Below are 16356 nucleotides of genomic sequence, written 5' to 3' on the forward strand. Positions count from 1 at the left end.
TGAAATAAAAGCGCTGTTACTGTTGCATGCTGTTGTACACCAGCATACATCTCTTACGCATTGGTTGTTTTTCTTACTTTTTTTCTATTATTACTCTGTTGTTTTCCTTTTTGATCTTTACATGAAATAGTTCAGATAAACCTTCCAGCAACATATCCATTTGCTGACCGGGTACAGTGCCGGTGAACTGCTGATGTAACAAAGAGGAGTCCCTTATCTCTACAGTTACGCCATAGGTATCTTCCAGTTGCTGTGCCAGCTGGGCGAAGGTGGCATTTTCAAAATGAAGATTGCGCTTAGTCCAGGAAGTATAGGTCAGTGTATCTGTTTGCTTCCTTTGTACAATCTTCTGTTGCTGTTTGAATTCTACCAGGTCACCTGGCTGCATAACGATTGCTTTTTCTGGTTCTTTACTGCTATGCAGGCGGACTTTGCCTGAACTAAGCACTACCTGCATACGACCATGTCTGTCGATGAGATTAAAGGTGGTACCTAATACTTCTACCTGCATCCGGCTGGCAGTATTGACCAAAAAAGGCCGTGGAACGGGAGATTTCTGAACGGAGAACCAGGCTTCTCCTTCTATCCAGACTTCCCTGTTTTTCGATTGATCCCAATTATCATAATAGCGTAATGTACTATTGGCATTCAGGGTGATCACTGATTGATCTGGTAATACGACGGTACGTAGTTCTCCATAAGCTGTATGAATTACTTTAAGCTGTTGATGTTGATAAAAGGATACTCCAGCATAGGTCATCACTATCAACCCTGCGGTGACAGCAGCTACTTTTAGCATAGTGTAGATGCGGCGGCGTGGCTTGTAGGCGATGGTATTCATCACCGTTTCGTACAGTGCCGGCGATGCGGTGACATCACTTCCTTTTCCTTCTTCCAGGTCCTGCATGATCGATTCTTCCAGGTACTTTTTACCTTCATCCGTAGAGAACCAATCCAGAACAATTTTATATTCTTCTGGTGTACATTGATCCTGTCTGAACTTTTGTAAAAGATGCTGGTCGATAAGCGGCTTCATATATATAGTACTACACCTGAAGTTTAAGAAAGTATTATGTCCAGGAAAAAAAAAGTTTGTAAACGATTACAGAGAGGAGAAAAAGAAGTTTTAAAACTGACTTCAGTGCCTTGCTGGCCTGTGAATACTGGAACTTTACTGTATTGATACTCAGTCCTAAGCGCTGGGCGACTTCTTCGTTGGTGAGTCCCTGTTCGGATCTCATTTTAAAGATATGCTTCTTTTGGGCAGACAGGCTGTTAATGGCAGTATCTACCGCTTTTTTATAATCGTTGAATATGACGGCAGATTCGGTTTCCTGGTGAATTTCGCCTGCGTTGTAGGTGATCTCATAGTTTTTGACAAGCATACGCTTGTTGTTCCTGATGAGGTTCAGAATATAGAATTTGAGGGTTTTGAACAGGTAGTTGCGTACCCCCTGCAACGGATCGAGTGCGTCTCTGTGAGTCCACAGTCTGACGAACGTTTCGTGCACAGCATCTTCAGCAGCAGCTGCGCTTTTCAGGTATTTGAATGCTACACTGTACAGTAACTGGTGATAAGTAGCATACAAGTCCTCAAATGCGGAGTGGTCGCCGTTCTTCAGACGCGTGGCCAGAATTTGATCGTTGTTGATTTTTGATTCCATTCCGAGATAGATAAAATTAGGCTGGTTATGGAACTTTATTAAATGTAAAATTACCCATTACAGGTATTTTTTTATCAGATAGAGGGGTTTGGGGTTGATTATAAAGGCATTAATCCATTTTTGGGTGGAGAATTTCCTTTAATTTTAATGCAAAGCATGACAAACAATAATAAAATTCTTCTCATTTATATATAGAGATTATTAACGGTATATGAGTCAAATATACAATATAGTATCGCACCCGGCCAAAAATGCCTAATTTGCGGTGTGATATCGCAAGCAACCATACAACAGATTCTCGCCCGCATTGACATTGTAGAGATCGTCGGCAATTTCGTGAAGTTGAAAAAGAGAGGTGCCAACTACCTTGGCCTCTGTCCTTTTCACAATGAAAAAAGCCCGTCTTTTACCGTCACACCCAGCAAGGAAATCTACAAATGCTTTGGTTGCGGCGTCAGCGGAAATGCCATCAAATTCCTCATGGAGCATGAAAAATACTCTTATGTGGAAGCCCTCCGATGGCTGGCTCAACGCTACGACGTTACCGTAGAAGAGACGGAAGTCAGCGCAGAAGTCAAGCAACAGCAGCAACTGGCTGACAGTCTGTTTATTATTAACAACTTCGCCAGAGAATACTTTTCTAATACACTTTTTAATACCGACGAAGGTCAGAATGTAGGTCTCAGCTACTTTGAGGAAAGAGGTTTCACGCAGGAAACCATCCGCAAATTCCAGCTTGGATACAGCCTCAATGTATGGGATGCTTTTACCAAGGCCGCCATAGCCAAAGGTTATAACCTGGAATACCTGCAAAAAACAGGTCTGGTCACCGTCAGGAATGAACAACCCGGCGATAACTACCGTGGCAGGGTGATCTTCCCCATCCATAACCAGAGTGGTAAAGTATTAGGTTTTGGTGCGCGTATCCTCGTAAAGAACGACCGTGCCCCTAAATACGTCAACTCCCCGGAGAATGAGATCTATGTCAAAAACCGGGTGTTGTATGGTACTTACTTTGCCCGACATTCTATCGACAAACTGAATGAATGTTTGCTGGTGGAAGGTTATACCGACGTCATTTCCCTGCATCAGGCAGGGATTGAAAACGTGGTGGCTTCCAGTGGTACCTCCCTCACACAACACCAGCTGCGCCTTATTAAGAAATATACTAACAACCTCACTATCCTTTTCGATGGTGACAATGCCGGTGTAAAAGCGGCATTGCGTGGTTTGGATATGGCGATTGAGGAAGGGTTGAATGTGAAACTGGTATTGATACCTGATAAGGAAGATCCGGATAGTTATGTACAGAAAATAGGCGCAGACGCCTTCCGGCAATTTATTGCAGACAATAAGCAGGACTTCATCCTGTTTAAACTGCAAATTTCCATGCAGGATGCAGGTACTGATACGACCAAGAAATCCCAGCTGGTAAATGAAATTGCGGAGACCATCGCCAAGATCGATAAGACCGAAGACTTTACAAAACAACAGGATTATATCCGCCAGTGTAGCCAGGTACTGAAGATTGATGAACAAGGTCTGATCAACCTGGTGAATAAATTCATCAGAGAAAAATTCCAGAAAAAGGAACAGCAATTTGCCAGAGACCAGGAGAAAAATACCCCTCCATCCGACGATGATCTCTCGCCGGAAGCTATTGCTGCCATGGAAGCCATGGAGAATGGTGGTGTGGTGTCGGATAACTTCTTTAACCCTGATGAAAGACAGGAAAGAGAACTGGTGAAAATACTGCTCCGTTTTGGAGATAAGCCATTTAGTGAAGAAGATAAGAATAGTGTTGCAGACTATATTTTCCACCTGCCTTATGATTTTGAATCACTGGCAGATAATGAGATTGTAAAACGCATTCTGAGAGAGTATAAACAGATGTATGATGAGGATAACCTGCCGGATAAGAAATGGTTCCTGTATCATGCCGATCACGATGTAACGGCTATGGTAGTACAGATCATGGAAGATAAAGAGGCAGAGCTGAGTCCGAAATGGAAAGAAGAATTTGAGATTGAAACTGTGTATGGAGATAATGCTTACCTCAAGGATACGATCTCTACTACGAATTATCTTATGCTACGAAAGATACGGAAGATGATCATGGAGAACCAGCAGGAGCTGGAGCGGGCTACGGATTTTGAGGCGCAGATCAATTGTATGAAAATGCATCAACACCTGAAGCAGTTAGAGAATGAGTTGACGAATGGATTGGGGACGGTGATATTCAGGTAATTTAAAAAGTGACATTCTGATAATCAAAAGAGCGCTTATACCTTCGGTACAAGCGCTCTTTTTGGAATTGGCCTGCGGCCAGCCAAAAGTTAGTTCTATTTTTCGCGTTCCCACACCTGGAAGGTCAGCGCATGTGCATGTCTCTCATCCTTCTCATGCCTTTCATTCTTCACCAGTTTCCACCCTGTCGGATCAAATGCAGGGAAATAAGTATCCCCATCTACCTCCGCATGCACCCTTGTCAGGTACAATCTATCTACAATTGGCAAAGCCATTTTGAAGATCTCCCCTCCTCCTGTTATGAAAATCTCTTCTGTACCAAAGGTCTTCGCCTTTTCAATACCCGCTTCCAGTGAAGGCACCACAATCAAACCAGGGCTGTTATAATCCTGCTGACGGGTGATCATGATATTCGGTCTGCCTGGCAATACCCTTCCTAATTCTTCAAATGATTTACGCCCCATGACAATTGGTTTTCCCATTGTCGTGTCTTTGAAATATTTCATATCCACAGGCAGGTGCCATGGCAAATGATTATGAATACCGATTACATTATTTTCTGAAGCAGCAACGATAATAGAGAGCATGTAGATAATTTAATGGGAGGAATAATGACTTATACTGCTACCGGCGCTTTGATATGAGGATGGAACTGGTAGTTTTCCAGCTCGAAATCTTCAAACTCAAAGGAGAAGATATCCTTTTTGTCAGGATTGATCTTCATTTGTGGCAGTGGATAAGGAGTACGGCTCAGCTGCAGCTTTGCCTGTTCTATATGATTGCTGTACAGGTGTACGTCGCCAAAAGTATGTACAAAATCACCTGGTTCCAGGTCACATACCTGTGCGATCATCATGGTGAGGAGCGCATAGGAAGCGATGTTGAAAGGAACACCCAGGAACACATCTGCACTACGCTGGTAGAGCTGGCAGCTGAGGCGGCCATCTGCTACATAAAACTGGAACAGGCAGTGGCAAGGGCTGAGTGCCATCTCTGGCAGGTCTGCCGGATTCCATGCTGTTACAATAATACGACGGGAGTCAGGGTTCTTTTTGATGGTGTTGATCGCGTCGCTGATCTGGTCGATGACTTTACCATCTTTTGTTTCCCAGCTACGCCATTGTTTACCATAAACAGGTCCGAGGTCACCGTTTTCATTGGCCCATTCATCCCAGATCCTTACGCCATTGTCTTTCAGGTATTTAATATTGGTATCGCCCTTTAAGAACCAGAGCAGTTCGTAGATAATGGATTTCAGGTGCAGCTTTTTGGTGGTAACCAACGGAAAGCCTTCCTGGAGATTAAAACGTAACTGAGCTCCAAAGCAGCTGACGGTTCCTGTACCAGTACGGTCGGTTTTTACGGAACCGTGGTCCAGGATATGTTGGAGTAAGTTGAGGTATTGTTCCATTCGGCAAAAATAAGAAAAAAAGAATCGCTTCCCGTGGAGGTAGCTCCAATCGTTTTTCGATACAAAATGCCTTACGGCCAGACGATTAAGTAATACCATAGCTTCGATACAGCTATAGTATAGCTTCGTTATTAAAAGAGCATCAAAAGGGCACCTCAATATCCCAGGGATAATGAGGTGCCCTTTTGGTGCCCTTATAGTGTACTTATAGCACACTTATAGCACTATAGGTGTACCGAAGATATACCGAAGGCAAAATAGGGGTGATTACATAATTTGGGCGTTTATTGGGGATCTATTTATTATATGTTCTGTTATACTTCCAGCTACATTGTTCTGTGCATAACCCGTTTACCACGACAACGCTATCAAATACAGCTATATCTACAATGGCGGTATCAGTTTTCCCTTTTGTATAGTATTTCATCATCGCCAGGGTGTCTGCCGGTTGTTTTTCCTGCATGAGAGGGCTAGTGCTGTTACAGTCAGTAACAACAACATGGTCGTCATTATAGGTTTCATAAATGGGATTTCTACAGAAACGACCCATTTATGAAAATGTTACAATCCCCTTCTCTTCATTTCCTTGCGCAGTAACCCCAACTCGCGGCCCATTTGTCCGGAGATGGAAGTATTTTCCTGTGCACGGCGAATGAGATAGGGCATCACATCCTTTACAGGACCATAAGGCAGGTACTTAGACACCCGATAACCGGCATGTGCCAGGTTGAAGGTAATGTTGTCGCTCATTCCGTACAATTGGGAAAAGCTGACATGTGGGTGTTGGTGAGGTAGATCTTGTTGTTCCAGCAGCCGGGCTCCCAGCATACTGCTATCTTCATTGTGTGTGCCAATGAAAACGGCGAGTTTATCCAGGTGTTGCATGCAGAAGTCTACCGCGGCGTTGTAATCCATATCGGTAGCTGCTTTGTTCGGTTGTATGGGTGAAGGATATCCCATATCCTGCGCACGTTTGCGCTCTTTTTCCATATAGGCGCCTCTTACCAGTTTTGCACCAAACAGGTACCCCTGTTGTTGTGCCTTGTGGAAGGAGGCTTTTAAAAACTCCAGGCGATCGTGACGATACAGCTGGAAAGTATTGTAAATGATTACTTTTTCTTTGTTGAACTGTGCCATCAGCATATCGGCCATGTCATCTACCGGTTGCTGTATCCAGCTTTCTTCCGCATCAATGAGTAGTCCTTTGTTGTATTTAGCAGCAGTCGCAGCAATAGTCTGGATTCGTTTTGTCACCCTGTCAAACTCGGCTTTTTCCTCGTTGGAGAGCGTTTCGCCGGCATGCATTTTTTCCAGCAAAGAGATACGGGCAAAGCCGGTTACCTTGATGGCGATGAATGGAATGCTGGATTTGTCGCCGGCATATTCGATAGCCCGGATAAATTCCGGTACCGCATGGTCATAGTTCTCTTCCCCTTCCATGGCTTCTACGCCATAGTCAAGTGCCACGCCTACGTGGTATTTATCCAGAGATTCAGCAGTACGGGCAGCTTCTTCCAGGTTTTCACCTCCGCAGAACTGATCGAAGATGGTGGTTTTGATGATTCCCTTTACGGGTAAATGCATCTTAAAGGCTAATGGCGTAAGGGCTGCTCCCAGCTTTACCAGCCAGGGTTTGCCTATGTTACTAAACAGAAAGTCAGCTTTTTTCAATGCTCTATCCGTTCTGGATTCAAAGGCGATGGCGGTATTCTCGAATGACAAAGGTTGCTGCTTTTCCATGGGGCGCAAAGTTAAGGTGCCGCCCAACATCCACAACGGTAGGGGTCCCCTGCTTTTGGTCAGGTTTAGATAATATCAAAACAAGTGAAGTTTTAATTAAATAAATTGATAATAAAGGATCATTTTTTATTTGATCCCAATGGGGATACGGCCTATAATTTTTTCTTTATTTTTATACCTTCATCAAAATCAATATTCCCAGTGCCTTTAAATTCAAAGTCCAGCAAGTGGCTGTATATCATTATCGTTCTTATCTTATGTGGGGCCGCCATCGGTATGTGGTATTTCAAACAGGGAAAGAAGCCTGCCCTGGCATCGTTCAGGGAGGCGCAGGTCAATTATACCGCTCATGAGGGGATCATGGGTACCCGTACCACCCTTACATTGCCAGATAGCACTGAGATATTGCTGAATGGGAATTCGACCCTGCTGGTACCTGACAACTATGCACAAACACATGTTTTATTACTGGATGGAGAAGCCTGGATCAGCACTAAACATGCTATTAAGCTGGTTACCAATATTCTCACTATCACCAATACCGCTCCTGTCAGTTTCAGAATTCGCTGCTTTGAGGCACAACAGGGTGCAACCGCCTACCTGGGTAGCGGTACAATACAGGTAGCCAAATCCTACCATTCAACTACTGATAACCAGGCAGAAACGTTAGGTATAGGCAATATGGTGCTGGCGAATAAAGAAATAGACCTGATGGAAAAAGAGACTTACCAGCCTGCAGAACTGGATCATTGGTTAAAAGGTGAGTTGGCCTTTTCCAAAGTACCGTTTATGAATGCAATGCATACACTGGAAGAATGGTATGGTACGGAAATTTATGTAGATGGTGATGTGTCGGGACTGCCTGTTGTAGATGGAAGTTTCCCTAATCAATCACTGGAAAAGGTATTACAGTCAATGCAAAAATCAATGTCTTTTTCCTATCATTTCAAAGGAGACAGGGTGAAATTGAAGGTAAAGTAATTATTCATTAAAAACTGTTTTTAACCCATGGATGAATTCATGCACTTGGATGCGGCGCCCATCGCTTTGAAAATGGCAGTTTCCACTGGCATAGGCATGCTGGTGGGCATGGAAAGAAAATGGTCTCAAAAAGAGGCGGGTATCCGTACATTCTCTATAGTAGCCTTACTGGGTATGCTAAGTGCCGTGATCAGCGAGCAGTTTATCATTATCTCCATGATTGGTGTATTTCTGCTGGTCATTGCTATTAATGCACGGAGTCTGCTGGCGGAAAGACAGGTAGAAATCACGACTTCTGCCGCCCTTATCGTCAATTGTGTATTAGGGATCCTCGTGGGATTAGGCCATATATTCACACCTGTGGCCGGTGCGATTGTAATGACGATGCTGCTGGCCTGGAAATCAGAACTGAATAAATTTGCCGGAGGATTGCTGCCATCAGAAATCAGAAGCGCCATTTTGCTGGGATTGATCGGCTTTGTCATTTATCCTATCCTGCCTGATAAATATATTGATCGCTGGGAACTTTTTAATCCCAGTGATGCCTGGATCAGCATCATTGCCATTGCGGGTATTGGCTTTGTGAACTATGTATTTCTGCGGATCTTCAGTACGGGTGGATTGTACCTGGGTGCTGTATTCGGAGGATTGGTGAACAGTAGCGCCACCGTGGCTGAAATGAGCTCGCGGGTGCAAACATCAGGTCTTACGTCGAAAATGACGACACTCTGCATGCTGACCACCATTGCCATGTTTGCCCGTAACCTGGTGATTGCCACCTTATTTTCACCGGCTTCTTTATCGTCTACCCTGATTCCATTGCTGGCCATGTCCATTGTGGCCGCTCTTTTTATATGGAGAGATAAAATCCATGAAACCAAAATTACGGAGGATACCGGTACGCTAAAACTCGCCTCCCCTATTTCATTGCCTAAGGTATTATGGTTCGGCTTATTGTTCATCCTGATCCAGGTAGGCGGCACCTTGCTGACAAGGGTATTTGGCTCTTATGGTTTACTGGCTACCGGTGTATTTGGGGGATTGGTAAGTAGCGCCAGTACGACGGCCGCAGCTGCTACCATGGCCATGCACAACAGAATCAGTCCGGCGCTGGCAGGGAACGTAGCGATACTATCCTCACTGGCAAGTGCAGTGGTGAATCTGCCACTTGTCTGGAAAAATATTCAGGATAAAGGAGTAGTGAGAAAGCTTACGATTGAGTTGATGGTTGTGCTGGGTGTAGGTATTATATTAGTGATACTGGACAGGATTTTCCAGCTCTCAGAAATGCTTTTGAAATTATAGGTTAGTTTTCCTGCATCCAATCCTGCTGGAAGATATCAGCGAGATCATTTACCAGCGAAGGTGCGAAATCAACCACCACCGTGATTTTATTGCTCACACGGTCCTGGGTATCATAAGCCGCATATTGTAGGGTAAATCCTTTCCCCTGTAGTTTTTCAGGTATGCCGATGATGATCGCCTCTTCTCCGTAATTACCTATTTTGTACAGGATCCGGGTCCCTACTACCTGTACAAAGTACCCCGCCAGGAAGCGATCCTGTGGATTAGGATAGATGTATACATACTGGTTATCCACCACACTGTGGATACCGGTCAATAGTACAGGAGCCTCCCGACTAGCCGAAGAAACTGGAAATCCTCCTCTGGAACAGGTACCATAACCCACATCCAACAACTCATTTTCGTCTACGTTCTCAAAAAAGGATATCAGCTTATCAATATAAAAGGCAAGGATCATTAATATACTTGCCAGTGCGCCGAACATAATTAATTTATCCATTGAGGAAGGTTGTACTACAAACTTAATGTTGCTGACAATGTTTTTGGGGACGAACTACTAAATGGCGGACGAAAGAAGTATTTAAAAACTGACTACTAAGATATTATAAAATTATCAAGTTAAAAGATGCTTGATAAATGGTAACATAAGAGAGGAGGAACTTAGCTAAGTTCCTCTCCCACTTTCTTAAGGAGTGCTAATGTTTTTCTCACCCCTTCATCTTCGGACAATTGGTTGCCCTCGTATTCTATACCGATATGACCTGTATAACCGGCCTCTTTCACGATCTTCAGCATTTTATGATAGTCTGTTTCTACACAGTTACCATTTGCATCGAAATCATAGGTTTTGGCACTGGCGCCCTTCGCAAAGGGCATGAGCTCTGTGACCCCTTCGTAGCGGTCATATTCTTCCAGGCATTTTGTTTTTGCCCATGCTTCAGGCGTATTGGCTTCGGGTTTTGTTCTGTTCAGGCAGAAGTTGCCAAAATCAGGGAGGGTGCCGCAGTTAGGGCGGTTGATTGTTTTCATAACACCAGACAGCCATTTACCATTAGATGAGATGCCGCCATGGTTTTCTACAATTACGTTGATATTATGGGTACTTGCGAATTCCGATAATTTAGAGAGGGATTCTATCACTGCTTTGGCTACATCCTCCGGCTTACCTTCGCCGGCAGCGTTGACGCGGATGGCGTGACACCCCAGGTATTCTGCGGCTTCCACCCATTTATAATGATTCTCCACCGCCTGGTGCCTCTTCTTTGCATCCTGATCGCCCATTTCTCCTTCGCCATCACACATGATCAATACACTCCTTACACCATTGTCACTACAGCGTTTTTTCAGATCAGCCAGGTAGCCTTTATCTTTTGCTTTGTCCTTAAAGAACTGGTTTACATATTCTACTGCCTCAATGCCGAAATCTTTTTTGGCTTTCACCGGGAAGTCAAGGTGGCTCATCTGGTTCGCAAATAATGCCTTGTGGAAGGACCATTCTGCCAGGGAAATTTTGAAGAACAAAGACCTGGCTGTACCCAGCGCTTCCGCTTTGGTGGCGGCTGTGGAATCCTTTGTATCTGATTCTTTTGTTGATTGCCCATTATTACAGGCGGCCAGAATAGTTGGAACCATGCCGGCGCCCATTGTGTACAATGCCAGTTGACGAAGGAAATCCCGACGATGAGAGTGAGAGTTCATATACGTGGTTTTGATTGATGAAAGTGGATTCCGGGCCCGTTTTTGAGACCTGCTTATTCACTAACAATTTATCAAATTAACAGGACAAAAGAAAGATGACCAAAGATTATTTGTAAAAATTTCGCCGAAAGGCATACTTTTTTCGCTTTAAGTTATTATCTTTTGCCTCTCATTCCCGTTTGTCTTTATTATAGATTCCACCACGTGACACCGAAAGGTGGCTTATATGATAAAACTAGCGCCGTACTACTTACGGTAGTACGGCCTCCACGTTATTCTTCAGGGGGATGCCTATGCCACCAGCTGGCCAGCAAAGACCCCGTTACATTCATCAACGGGCCGAACACGGCCGGCGCCAACCCTACCGTCGCTATCTTACCCATACTTTTCGCTATCGCAGATGCCAGCCCTCCATTTTGCATTCCTACTTCTATTGCTATGGTACGGCAATCCTGCTCCTTCATCCGGATCAGCTTACACAACCAGTATCCCAGTCCATAACCTGATAAATTGTGTATCAGGGAACTGAGAATCAATAATAAACCTACATCCAGCAAGCTATCCCGCCCATGGGCAGTAATGATCACAATGATAAATCCAATGGCAGCCATGGAGATCTTAGGCATCACATTGTCCAGCCATTTCGCCCTGCCACTCAAAAAATGATTGAAGACCAGACCCGCTGCCACCGGCAGGATCACCATTTTAAAAATGTCCCACATCATATGAGTGACACTGATATCGATATAACTGCCTGCCAGCCAGCGCATGAGCAATGGTGTCACGAAAGGTGCCAGCATCGTGGAAATAGCCGTGAGCGTTACTGACAATGCGAGGTTCGCTTTTGCCAGATAAGAGATAACGTTCGACGCCATGCCACAAGGCACGGTGCCTATCAATACCACGCCGGCAGCGATCTCCGGGGGAAACTTAAAGAGATGCGCCAGCCCCCAGCCAATAAAAGGCATGATCGTGAAATGACAAAGTACACCTGTCAGCACACCCATAGGCATTTTGATCACACCATAAAAATCACGGAGACTCATGGCTGTTCCCATGCCGAACATGATGATCTGTAATAAAGGTGTGATTAGTTTTGCAAGGTCGTAATCCCCAATCCGGGTAAAATATTGCGGATAGTATAGCGAAGTTGTCACAGCGGCAAAGATCATTAACGTATACACGTAGCCGCGGGTCTGTGGTTTTCTGGAAAATAATATTGCTAAAAGTACCCAAAAACCAATAATATAAGGGCCGAGATGATTCATAAGTGGATATTTATTTTTACCAGGTTCGTTTTTCTAACATTTTGTCCAGCTCCTGTCTGGTCATAGGTGCCTTACCCGCCTGCTTATGCTGCCATTCCAGAAAAGCCAGTCTGATAGCGTCTGTCCAGTTGTTGTCCAGTTCTCCGGGCGTATATTTTCCAGTCTTCAGCATCTCAAAACTAAATGCATCTTTAACCTGTATAAAGGCAGCGATACCAATTACTTTTTCTGCGAGATGAGCGGGCACGAAAATAACGCCTTCTTTGGAGGTTAATACTAAGTCACCCGGCAGTACGACTGCCTTTCCTATACGAATGGGTACATTCATACCAGACAACATTACGTTTTTCAAGAAGGATGGATCCCAGTCTCTCACCAGCGCATTAAAACCCGGAATGTCTTCCAGCCCTTCCAGATCACGCGCCGATGCATTGAAGACTACACCATTGCCGGAGCGGGCATAGATGGCATTCCCTAATGTAGAACCGATCAGTGTACCATCTGCAATTTTACCAAATCCATCAGCCACATATACATCACCTTTCGTCAATTGCTGTATGGGCCATGAATTACTATTGCCTTTCCAGCCTTTTTGTTGTCCGCGTTCTTTCAGATGTGCTTCTATATCCGGTCTGGCTGGAATAAACATGGCTGTCAGTGCTCTACCTGCAATCACGCTATCCGGATGGATCATTTTAAATCCACCTTCAAACTGGCAATGGTATCCTTCTCCTTCCAATATTGTCCATACATCATCCAGCCCTACTTCTTTTGCCTGTGCAATCACAGCATCAGGAATACGGGGACGGCCGTCCGGAAAGCGTTCTCCTTTCCAGTCGGCCGTTAAAAATATCAGTTCCTCTTTGGATATTGTCTGCGCTGCTACACGATTCATCAGCAGACAGAGTGGAATCAAAAAAAACAGTTTCATATTTTAATTTTCGGTTTGTACTGAGATACTATCCGCCAGGCCATTCAGGTCATACACGACCTTACCCGCACGAATGGTGACTTCGCAGGCGATCCTTTCTTTCCCTTCCAGTTTTACACCCATAGGATCTGCATAGCCAAACTGCCCTTTCTCTAATCTTAAAATAGCAATGTCTGCCACGGTATTTTCTGAAAGTGCACCCAGTTCTTCGTGACGAATGGCTTTTGCAGCATCATCCGTCGTTGCTTTGATCAGCGCATTAAAACTCATACCCATTGCCATGGTTTTCGACATCACATTCAGCAGGTCTTTCATGGCAGCATTCATACTGCCTGTGTGAATATCCGTGCTGATCGTATTGGGTAGGAAACCTGCTTTCATAGCAGGCATCGCGATCTTGTAGGAAAAGCTGGTGCCACCATGTCCCACATCGAAGAGGATACCTTTTTTACGTGCTGCCCAGATGTAATCAGGCACTTTTCCATTTTCATCTACGATAGGCATACGTCCTTTTACATTGGCATATACATGGGTAAAGATATCGCCGGGGCGCAGGTGCTTTTCAAACAATTCATTGAGTGGCAAAGGCGGATTACTACCCCCAAAGTCAATCATTACCGGTGTTCCCGTCATCTCTCCTGCCTGTACCGCTCTATCCACGGGTGTCCATTCCGCACCTTCAAAGTGTGCCACCTTGATCCCTACTAAGTATTTCTTATACTGGCGAATGGTCAGTGCCGTCATCTTTGCATCCATATCATTCGTATCCTGTTCATAAGGACCACCCCGCATACCACCACCTACAATATTAAGAAAGGCCAATACCCTCGTTTGCGAATGACGGATGGTCTGATCCAAAAACGTTTCAAAGCTGCGCCATCCGGAGCTACCGGCATCTACTACTGTCGTTACACCACAACGGAATGTAAAACCATCTGGTGCTACGGCACTGTAACTGTTATTTAAATACCTGTTAGGCGTGGTGCCAATGAAATTATGTGTATGAATATCAATAAGGCCCGGCGTCACGTACAATCCTTTTGCATCAATGACGGTGGCGGCTTTCGTAGCATCGATGTGTGGTGCTACCCTGGCAATGGTATCTTCTCTGAGTGCAATATCCATGACTGCATCAATATGATTGCGCGGGTCAATGACGTGCCCGTTTTTTATGAGGAGGCTGTATTGTTGTGCATGCAAAGCACTCCCAGCCAGCATGAGAAATATTAAAAACCTCATTTCTGTTACTTTAATGTTAAGACCTGTGGGGTAAAAATTAACAGGGAGCCTCAAGGCTCCCTGTGGGTGACTAAACACACTCCAATTTATCAACCATGCGTTTCCGACAAAGCTTTCTCTGTGAGCGCTTTTTTCAGCGCTGCGGCTACTATTTTTTCCTGTCCGGGTACCAGCATCCAGGTAGTAATGGCTACGGCATGCTGGGTTTCCCCATCAGCTATTTCTATGGATGGAGAACCGCTTCTTAGTTTCTCTTTTAATTCTGCTGCGGTAGCAGGAATCTTTTTGGCATCCCAGCTTACATGCAGGGTAGGCACGTGATTGGCGATAGCCGGTACTTTCACGGTAGTAGTTACACCACCTACAGAAGTTGCTGCATCGCCAATCAACTTAATCTGTGCTTCCCACATTTTCCATTCTTTGTCATGATCGGTAGCCAGATAAGTTTCCAGCGCTATCAGCATACCGAGTATTTCTTCTTTGTTTACTTTCAGACCACGGCCAATGGTATTCCCTCTTGGAGGAGCACTGAGGCGCGCTGCCTGAATGTATTTCTTTCTGCCCAGCAGCAAACCGGCACTTTGTGGGCCACGAATACCTTTACCACCTGAGAAACAAACCAGGTCATACCCCATGTTTGTATACTTCCACAGGTTTTCCACAGGAGGCACGTCTGCCGCACAATCTATCATGGTAGGGATGTTGTGCGCCTGTGCTATTTTCAGGAACTCTTCTACCTGTACCGGTCCATCAAAGTTGTTCGCATTCAGGAAATACATCAGCGCAGTCTTGTCGGTGATAGCGCTGATCAGTTCTTCTTTGGTATCTACATAAACGATCTTCAACCCTGTATTTTTCAAGGCATGTGCATAAGCGATATCATGCTTGCGCTGGATGATCACTTCTGTCTTCATACCAGTGCCTTCCAGGTGTGGCAGCTGTGCTACTTTCTTTTCATCCATGCCAGTGAGCACACCCGCAGCTCCCAGGGTCATGGCAGATGCACAACCAGAAGTGACGGTAGCATATTCACATTTCAGCAGCTCTGCAATGCGGGCACCTACTTTATCCTGTAGCTCATCGAGCAATACGAAATCTTTCGAAGCATAGTTGATGGCATTCATCACTTCAGGACGCATGAGCGATCCTGTCATAGCGGTATACGTGCCGGCCGCATTGATAAAAGTGCGGATACCTAAATCTTTGAAATAATCTTTTGCGACAGCAGGTGCTGCGGCGTCAGTTAATGGCAATATATTAGCACTGCCTGCGAAAGCCCCGAATACAGGGATCACAGACATGTTTTTCAATAAGTCTCTGCGGTTCATGAGTAGTAAAATAAAAACGTGAGGAAGAAAGGGGGATCGCTTCAATAAGCGATCCCGTAGAGAAGGGGGAACTATTTTTATAGAGATGCAATGCAGTCCATTTCTACAAGAGAGTCTCCCGGCACTCCTCCATATACAGCTACGGTAGTGCGTACCGGAGGGTTAGCGCCAAAACGGCCTCTATACACCTCATTCATGGCCTTGTAATCGTTCAGGTCATGTAGGAATACGCTTACCTTCAATACCTTGTCCATCGAAGAACCTGCCTTTTTCAACTGTGCTTCCATTTCTTTCAGCACATGATCTGTATGTGCCTTGATGTCTCCATCAAAGTGGGCGCCGATACCTGCAACGTATACGGTGTTGCCATGCACTTTGAAGCTGGAAAATAAAGGCACTTCCTGGTCATAAACTACATTTCCATTTTCTGTTGTGGCAGGCAGTGTCGCCCCGGCAGCCTTTGCTACGGCACTGATGCCGGTCATGCCAGCTGCGGCGGCAAACATTTTTTTCAATACGGATCTTCTTTGGTTTTGCATGATTT

At 44.9% G+C, this 16356-nt stretch carries 16 protein-coding genes; 3 read left to right on the plus strand and 13 right to left on the minus strand.

What is annotated here, in order from left to right; translation table 11 throughout:
- Positions 1–73: 73 nt before the first annotated feature.
- Complete coding sequence (locus tag BW716_RS01920) at positions 74–1036, minus strand: FecR family protein (protein ID WP_083720416.1); 963 nt, start codon at positions 1034–1036, stop codon at positions 74–76.
- 34 nt (positions 1037–1070) lie between these two features.
- The gene (locus tag BW716_RS01925) at positions 1071–1664 is read right to left on the minus strand and encodes an RNA polymerase sigma factor (RefSeq protein WP_083720417.1); all 594 of its coding nucleotides are present in this window, start codon (positions 1662–1664) and stop codon (positions 1071–1073) included.
- Positions 1665–1931: 267 nt separating this feature from the next.
- On the opposite strand from BW716_RS01925, the gene dnaG reads away from it, so the two are divergent.
- Entirely contained in the window at positions 1932–3911 is a 1980-nt protein-coding gene (gene dnaG / locus BW716_RS01930) for a DNA primase (protein WP_083720418.1), read from the plus strand.
- A gap of 95 nt (positions 3912–4006) precedes the next feature.
- On the opposite strand, the gene BW716_RS01935 is transcribed toward dnaG, so the two are convergent.
- From BW716_RS01935 to BW716_RS01950, 4 genes are all read right to left on the minus strand, one after another.
- Positions 4007–4498: a dihydrofolate reductase gene (locus BW716_RS01935; protein ID WP_083720419.1), complete on the minus strand. Its 492-nt coding sequence runs from the start codon at positions 4496–4498 to the stop codon at positions 4007–4009.
- Positions 4499–4527: 29 nt separating this feature from the next.
- Entirely contained in the window at positions 4528–5322 is a 795-nt protein-coding gene (locus BW716_RS01940; RefSeq protein ID WP_083720420.1) for a thymidylate synthase, read from the minus strand.
- Positions 5323–5617: 295 nt separating this feature from the next.
- Positions 5618–5872, minus strand: coding sequence for a hypothetical protein (locus tag BW716_RS01945; protein ID WP_083720421.1), 255 nt, complete (start codon positions 5870–5872; stop codon positions 5618–5620).
- A gap of 11 nt (positions 5873–5883) precedes the next feature.
- Positions 5884–7062, minus strand: a complete 1179-nt coding sequence (locus BW716_RS01950) for a proline dehydrogenase family protein (RefSeq protein WP_083720422.1) — start codon at positions 7060–7062, stop codon at positions 5884–5886.
- 201 nt (positions 7063–7263) lie between these two features.
- Between BW716_RS01950 and BW716_RS01955 the strand changes: the two genes are divergently transcribed.
- Positions 7264–8043 (plus strand): FecR family protein, encoded by a 780-nt coding sequence (locus BW716_RS01955; protein WP_143708690.1) that lies wholly within the window; start codon positions 7264–7266, stop codon positions 8041–8043.
- A 27-nt stretch (positions 8044–8070) separates the two neighbouring features.
- Complete coding sequence (locus tag BW716_RS01960) at positions 8071–9348, plus strand: DUF4010 domain-containing protein (RefSeq protein WP_083720424.1); 1278 nt, start codon at positions 8071–8073, stop codon at positions 9346–9348.
- Position 9349: 1 nt separating this feature from the next.
- On the opposite strand, the gene BW716_RS01965 is transcribed toward BW716_RS01960, so the two are convergent.
- The 7 genes from BW716_RS01965 to BW716_RS01995 form a co-directional block, all read right to left on the minus strand.
- A complete protein-coding gene (locus BW716_RS01965; RefSeq protein WP_083720425.1) occupies positions 9350–9847 on the minus strand; it encodes a hypothetical protein in 498 nt (165 codons plus the stop codon).
- 161 nt (positions 9848–10008) lie between these two features.
- Positions 10009–11046 carry a sugar phosphate isomerase/epimerase gene (locus BW716_RS01970; RefSeq protein ID WP_083720426.1) on the minus strand — a complete coding sequence of 346 codons (1038 nt, stop codon included), beginning with the start codon at positions 11044–11046 and terminating at the stop codon, positions 10009–10011.
- Positions 11047–11318: 272 nt separating this feature from the next.
- Complete coding sequence (locus BW716_RS01975) at positions 11319–12314, minus strand: bile acid:sodium symporter family protein (protein WP_083720427.1); 996 nt, start codon at positions 12312–12314, stop codon at positions 11319–11321.
- A gap of 16 nt (positions 12315–12330) precedes the next feature.
- On the minus strand, positions 12331–13245 hold the full coding sequence (locus tag BW716_RS01980; protein ID WP_083720428.1) for an RraA family protein: 915 nt from the start codon (positions 13243–13245) through the stop codon (positions 12331–12333).
- 3 nt (positions 13246–13248) lie between these two features.
- On the minus strand, positions 13249–14484 hold the full coding sequence (locus BW716_RS01985; protein ID WP_083720429.1) for an amidohydrolase/deacetylase family metallohydrolase: 1236 nt from the start codon (positions 14482–14484) through the stop codon (positions 13249–13251).
- 89 nt (positions 14485–14573) lie between these two features.
- Positions 14574–15812, minus strand: a complete 1239-nt coding sequence (locus BW716_RS01990; RefSeq protein ID WP_083720430.1) for an aminotransferase class V-fold PLP-dependent enzyme — start codon at positions 15810–15812, stop codon at positions 14574–14576.
- Between the two features lie 77 nt (positions 15813–15889).
- Positions 15890–16351: a RidA family protein gene (locus BW716_RS01995; RefSeq protein ID WP_083720431.1), complete on the minus strand. Its 462-nt coding sequence runs from the start codon at positions 16349–16351 to the stop codon at positions 15890–15892.
- Positions 16352–16356 lie beyond the last annotated feature (5 nt).

The sequence above is a fragment of the [Flexibacter] sp. ATCC 35208 genome (assembly GCF_001975825.1).
Classification (GTDB): domain Bacteria; phylum Bacteroidota; class Bacteroidia; order Chitinophagales; family Chitinophagaceae; genus Chitinophaga.

What these genes read in the sequence shown, in the direction of transcription:
- BW716_RS01920 (WP_083720416.1), bottom strand. Translation starts at nt 1,036, where the DNA reads ATGAAGCCGCTTATCGACCAGCATCTTTTACAAAAGTTCAGACAGGAT.
- BW716_RS01925 (WP_083720417.1), bottom strand. Translation starts at nt 1,664, where the DNA reads ATGGAATCAAAAATCAACAACGATCAAATTCTGGCCACGCGTCTGAAG.
- BW716_RS01935 (WP_083720419.1), bottom strand. Translation starts at nt 4,498, where the DNA reads ATGCTCTCTATTATCGTTGCTGCTTCAGAAAATAATGTAATCGGTATT.
- BW716_RS01940 (WP_083720420.1), bottom strand. Translation starts at nt 5,322, where the DNA reads ATGGAACAATACCTCAACTTACTCCAACATATCCTGGACCACGGTTCC.
- BW716_RS01945 (WP_083720421.1), bottom strand. Translation starts at nt 5,872, where the DNA reads ATGGGTCGTTTCTGTAGAAATCCCATTTATGAAACCTATAATGACGAC.
- BW716_RS01950 (WP_083720422.1), bottom strand. Translation starts at nt 7,062, where the DNA reads ATGGAAAAGCAGCAACCTTTGTCATTCGAGAATACCGCCATCGCCTTT.
- BW716_RS01960 (WP_083720424.1), top strand. Translation starts at nt 8,071, where the DNA reads ATGGATGAATTCATGCACTTGGATGCGGCGCCCATCGCTTTGAAAATG.
- BW716_RS01965 (WP_083720425.1), bottom strand. Translation starts at nt 9,847, where the DNA reads ATGGATAAATTAATTATGTTCGGCGCACTGGCAAGTATATTAATGATC.
- BW716_RS01970 (WP_083720426.1), bottom strand. Translation starts at nt 11,046, where the DNA reads ATGAACTCTCACTCTCATCGTCGGGATTTCCTTCGTCAACTGGCATTG.
- BW716_RS01975 (WP_083720427.1), bottom strand. Translation starts at nt 12,314, where the DNA reads ATGAATCATCTCGGCCCTTATATTATTGGTTTTTGGGTACTTTTAGCA.
- BW716_RS01980 (WP_083720428.1), bottom strand. Translation starts at nt 13,245, where the DNA reads ATGAAACTGTTTTTTTTGATTCCACTCTGTCTGCTGATGAATCGTGTA.
- BW716_RS01985 (WP_083720429.1), bottom strand. Translation starts at nt 14,484, where the DNA reads ATGAGGTTTTTAATATTTCTCATGCTGGCTGGGAGTGCTTTGCATGCA.
- BW716_RS01990 (WP_083720430.1), bottom strand. Translation starts at nt 15,812, where the DNA reads ATGAACCGCAGAGACTTATTGAAAAACATGTCTGTGATCCCTGTATTC.
- BW716_RS01995 (WP_083720431.1), bottom strand. Translation starts at nt 16,351, where the DNA reads ATGCAAAACCAAAGAAGATCCGTATTGAAAAAAATGTTTGCCGCCGCA.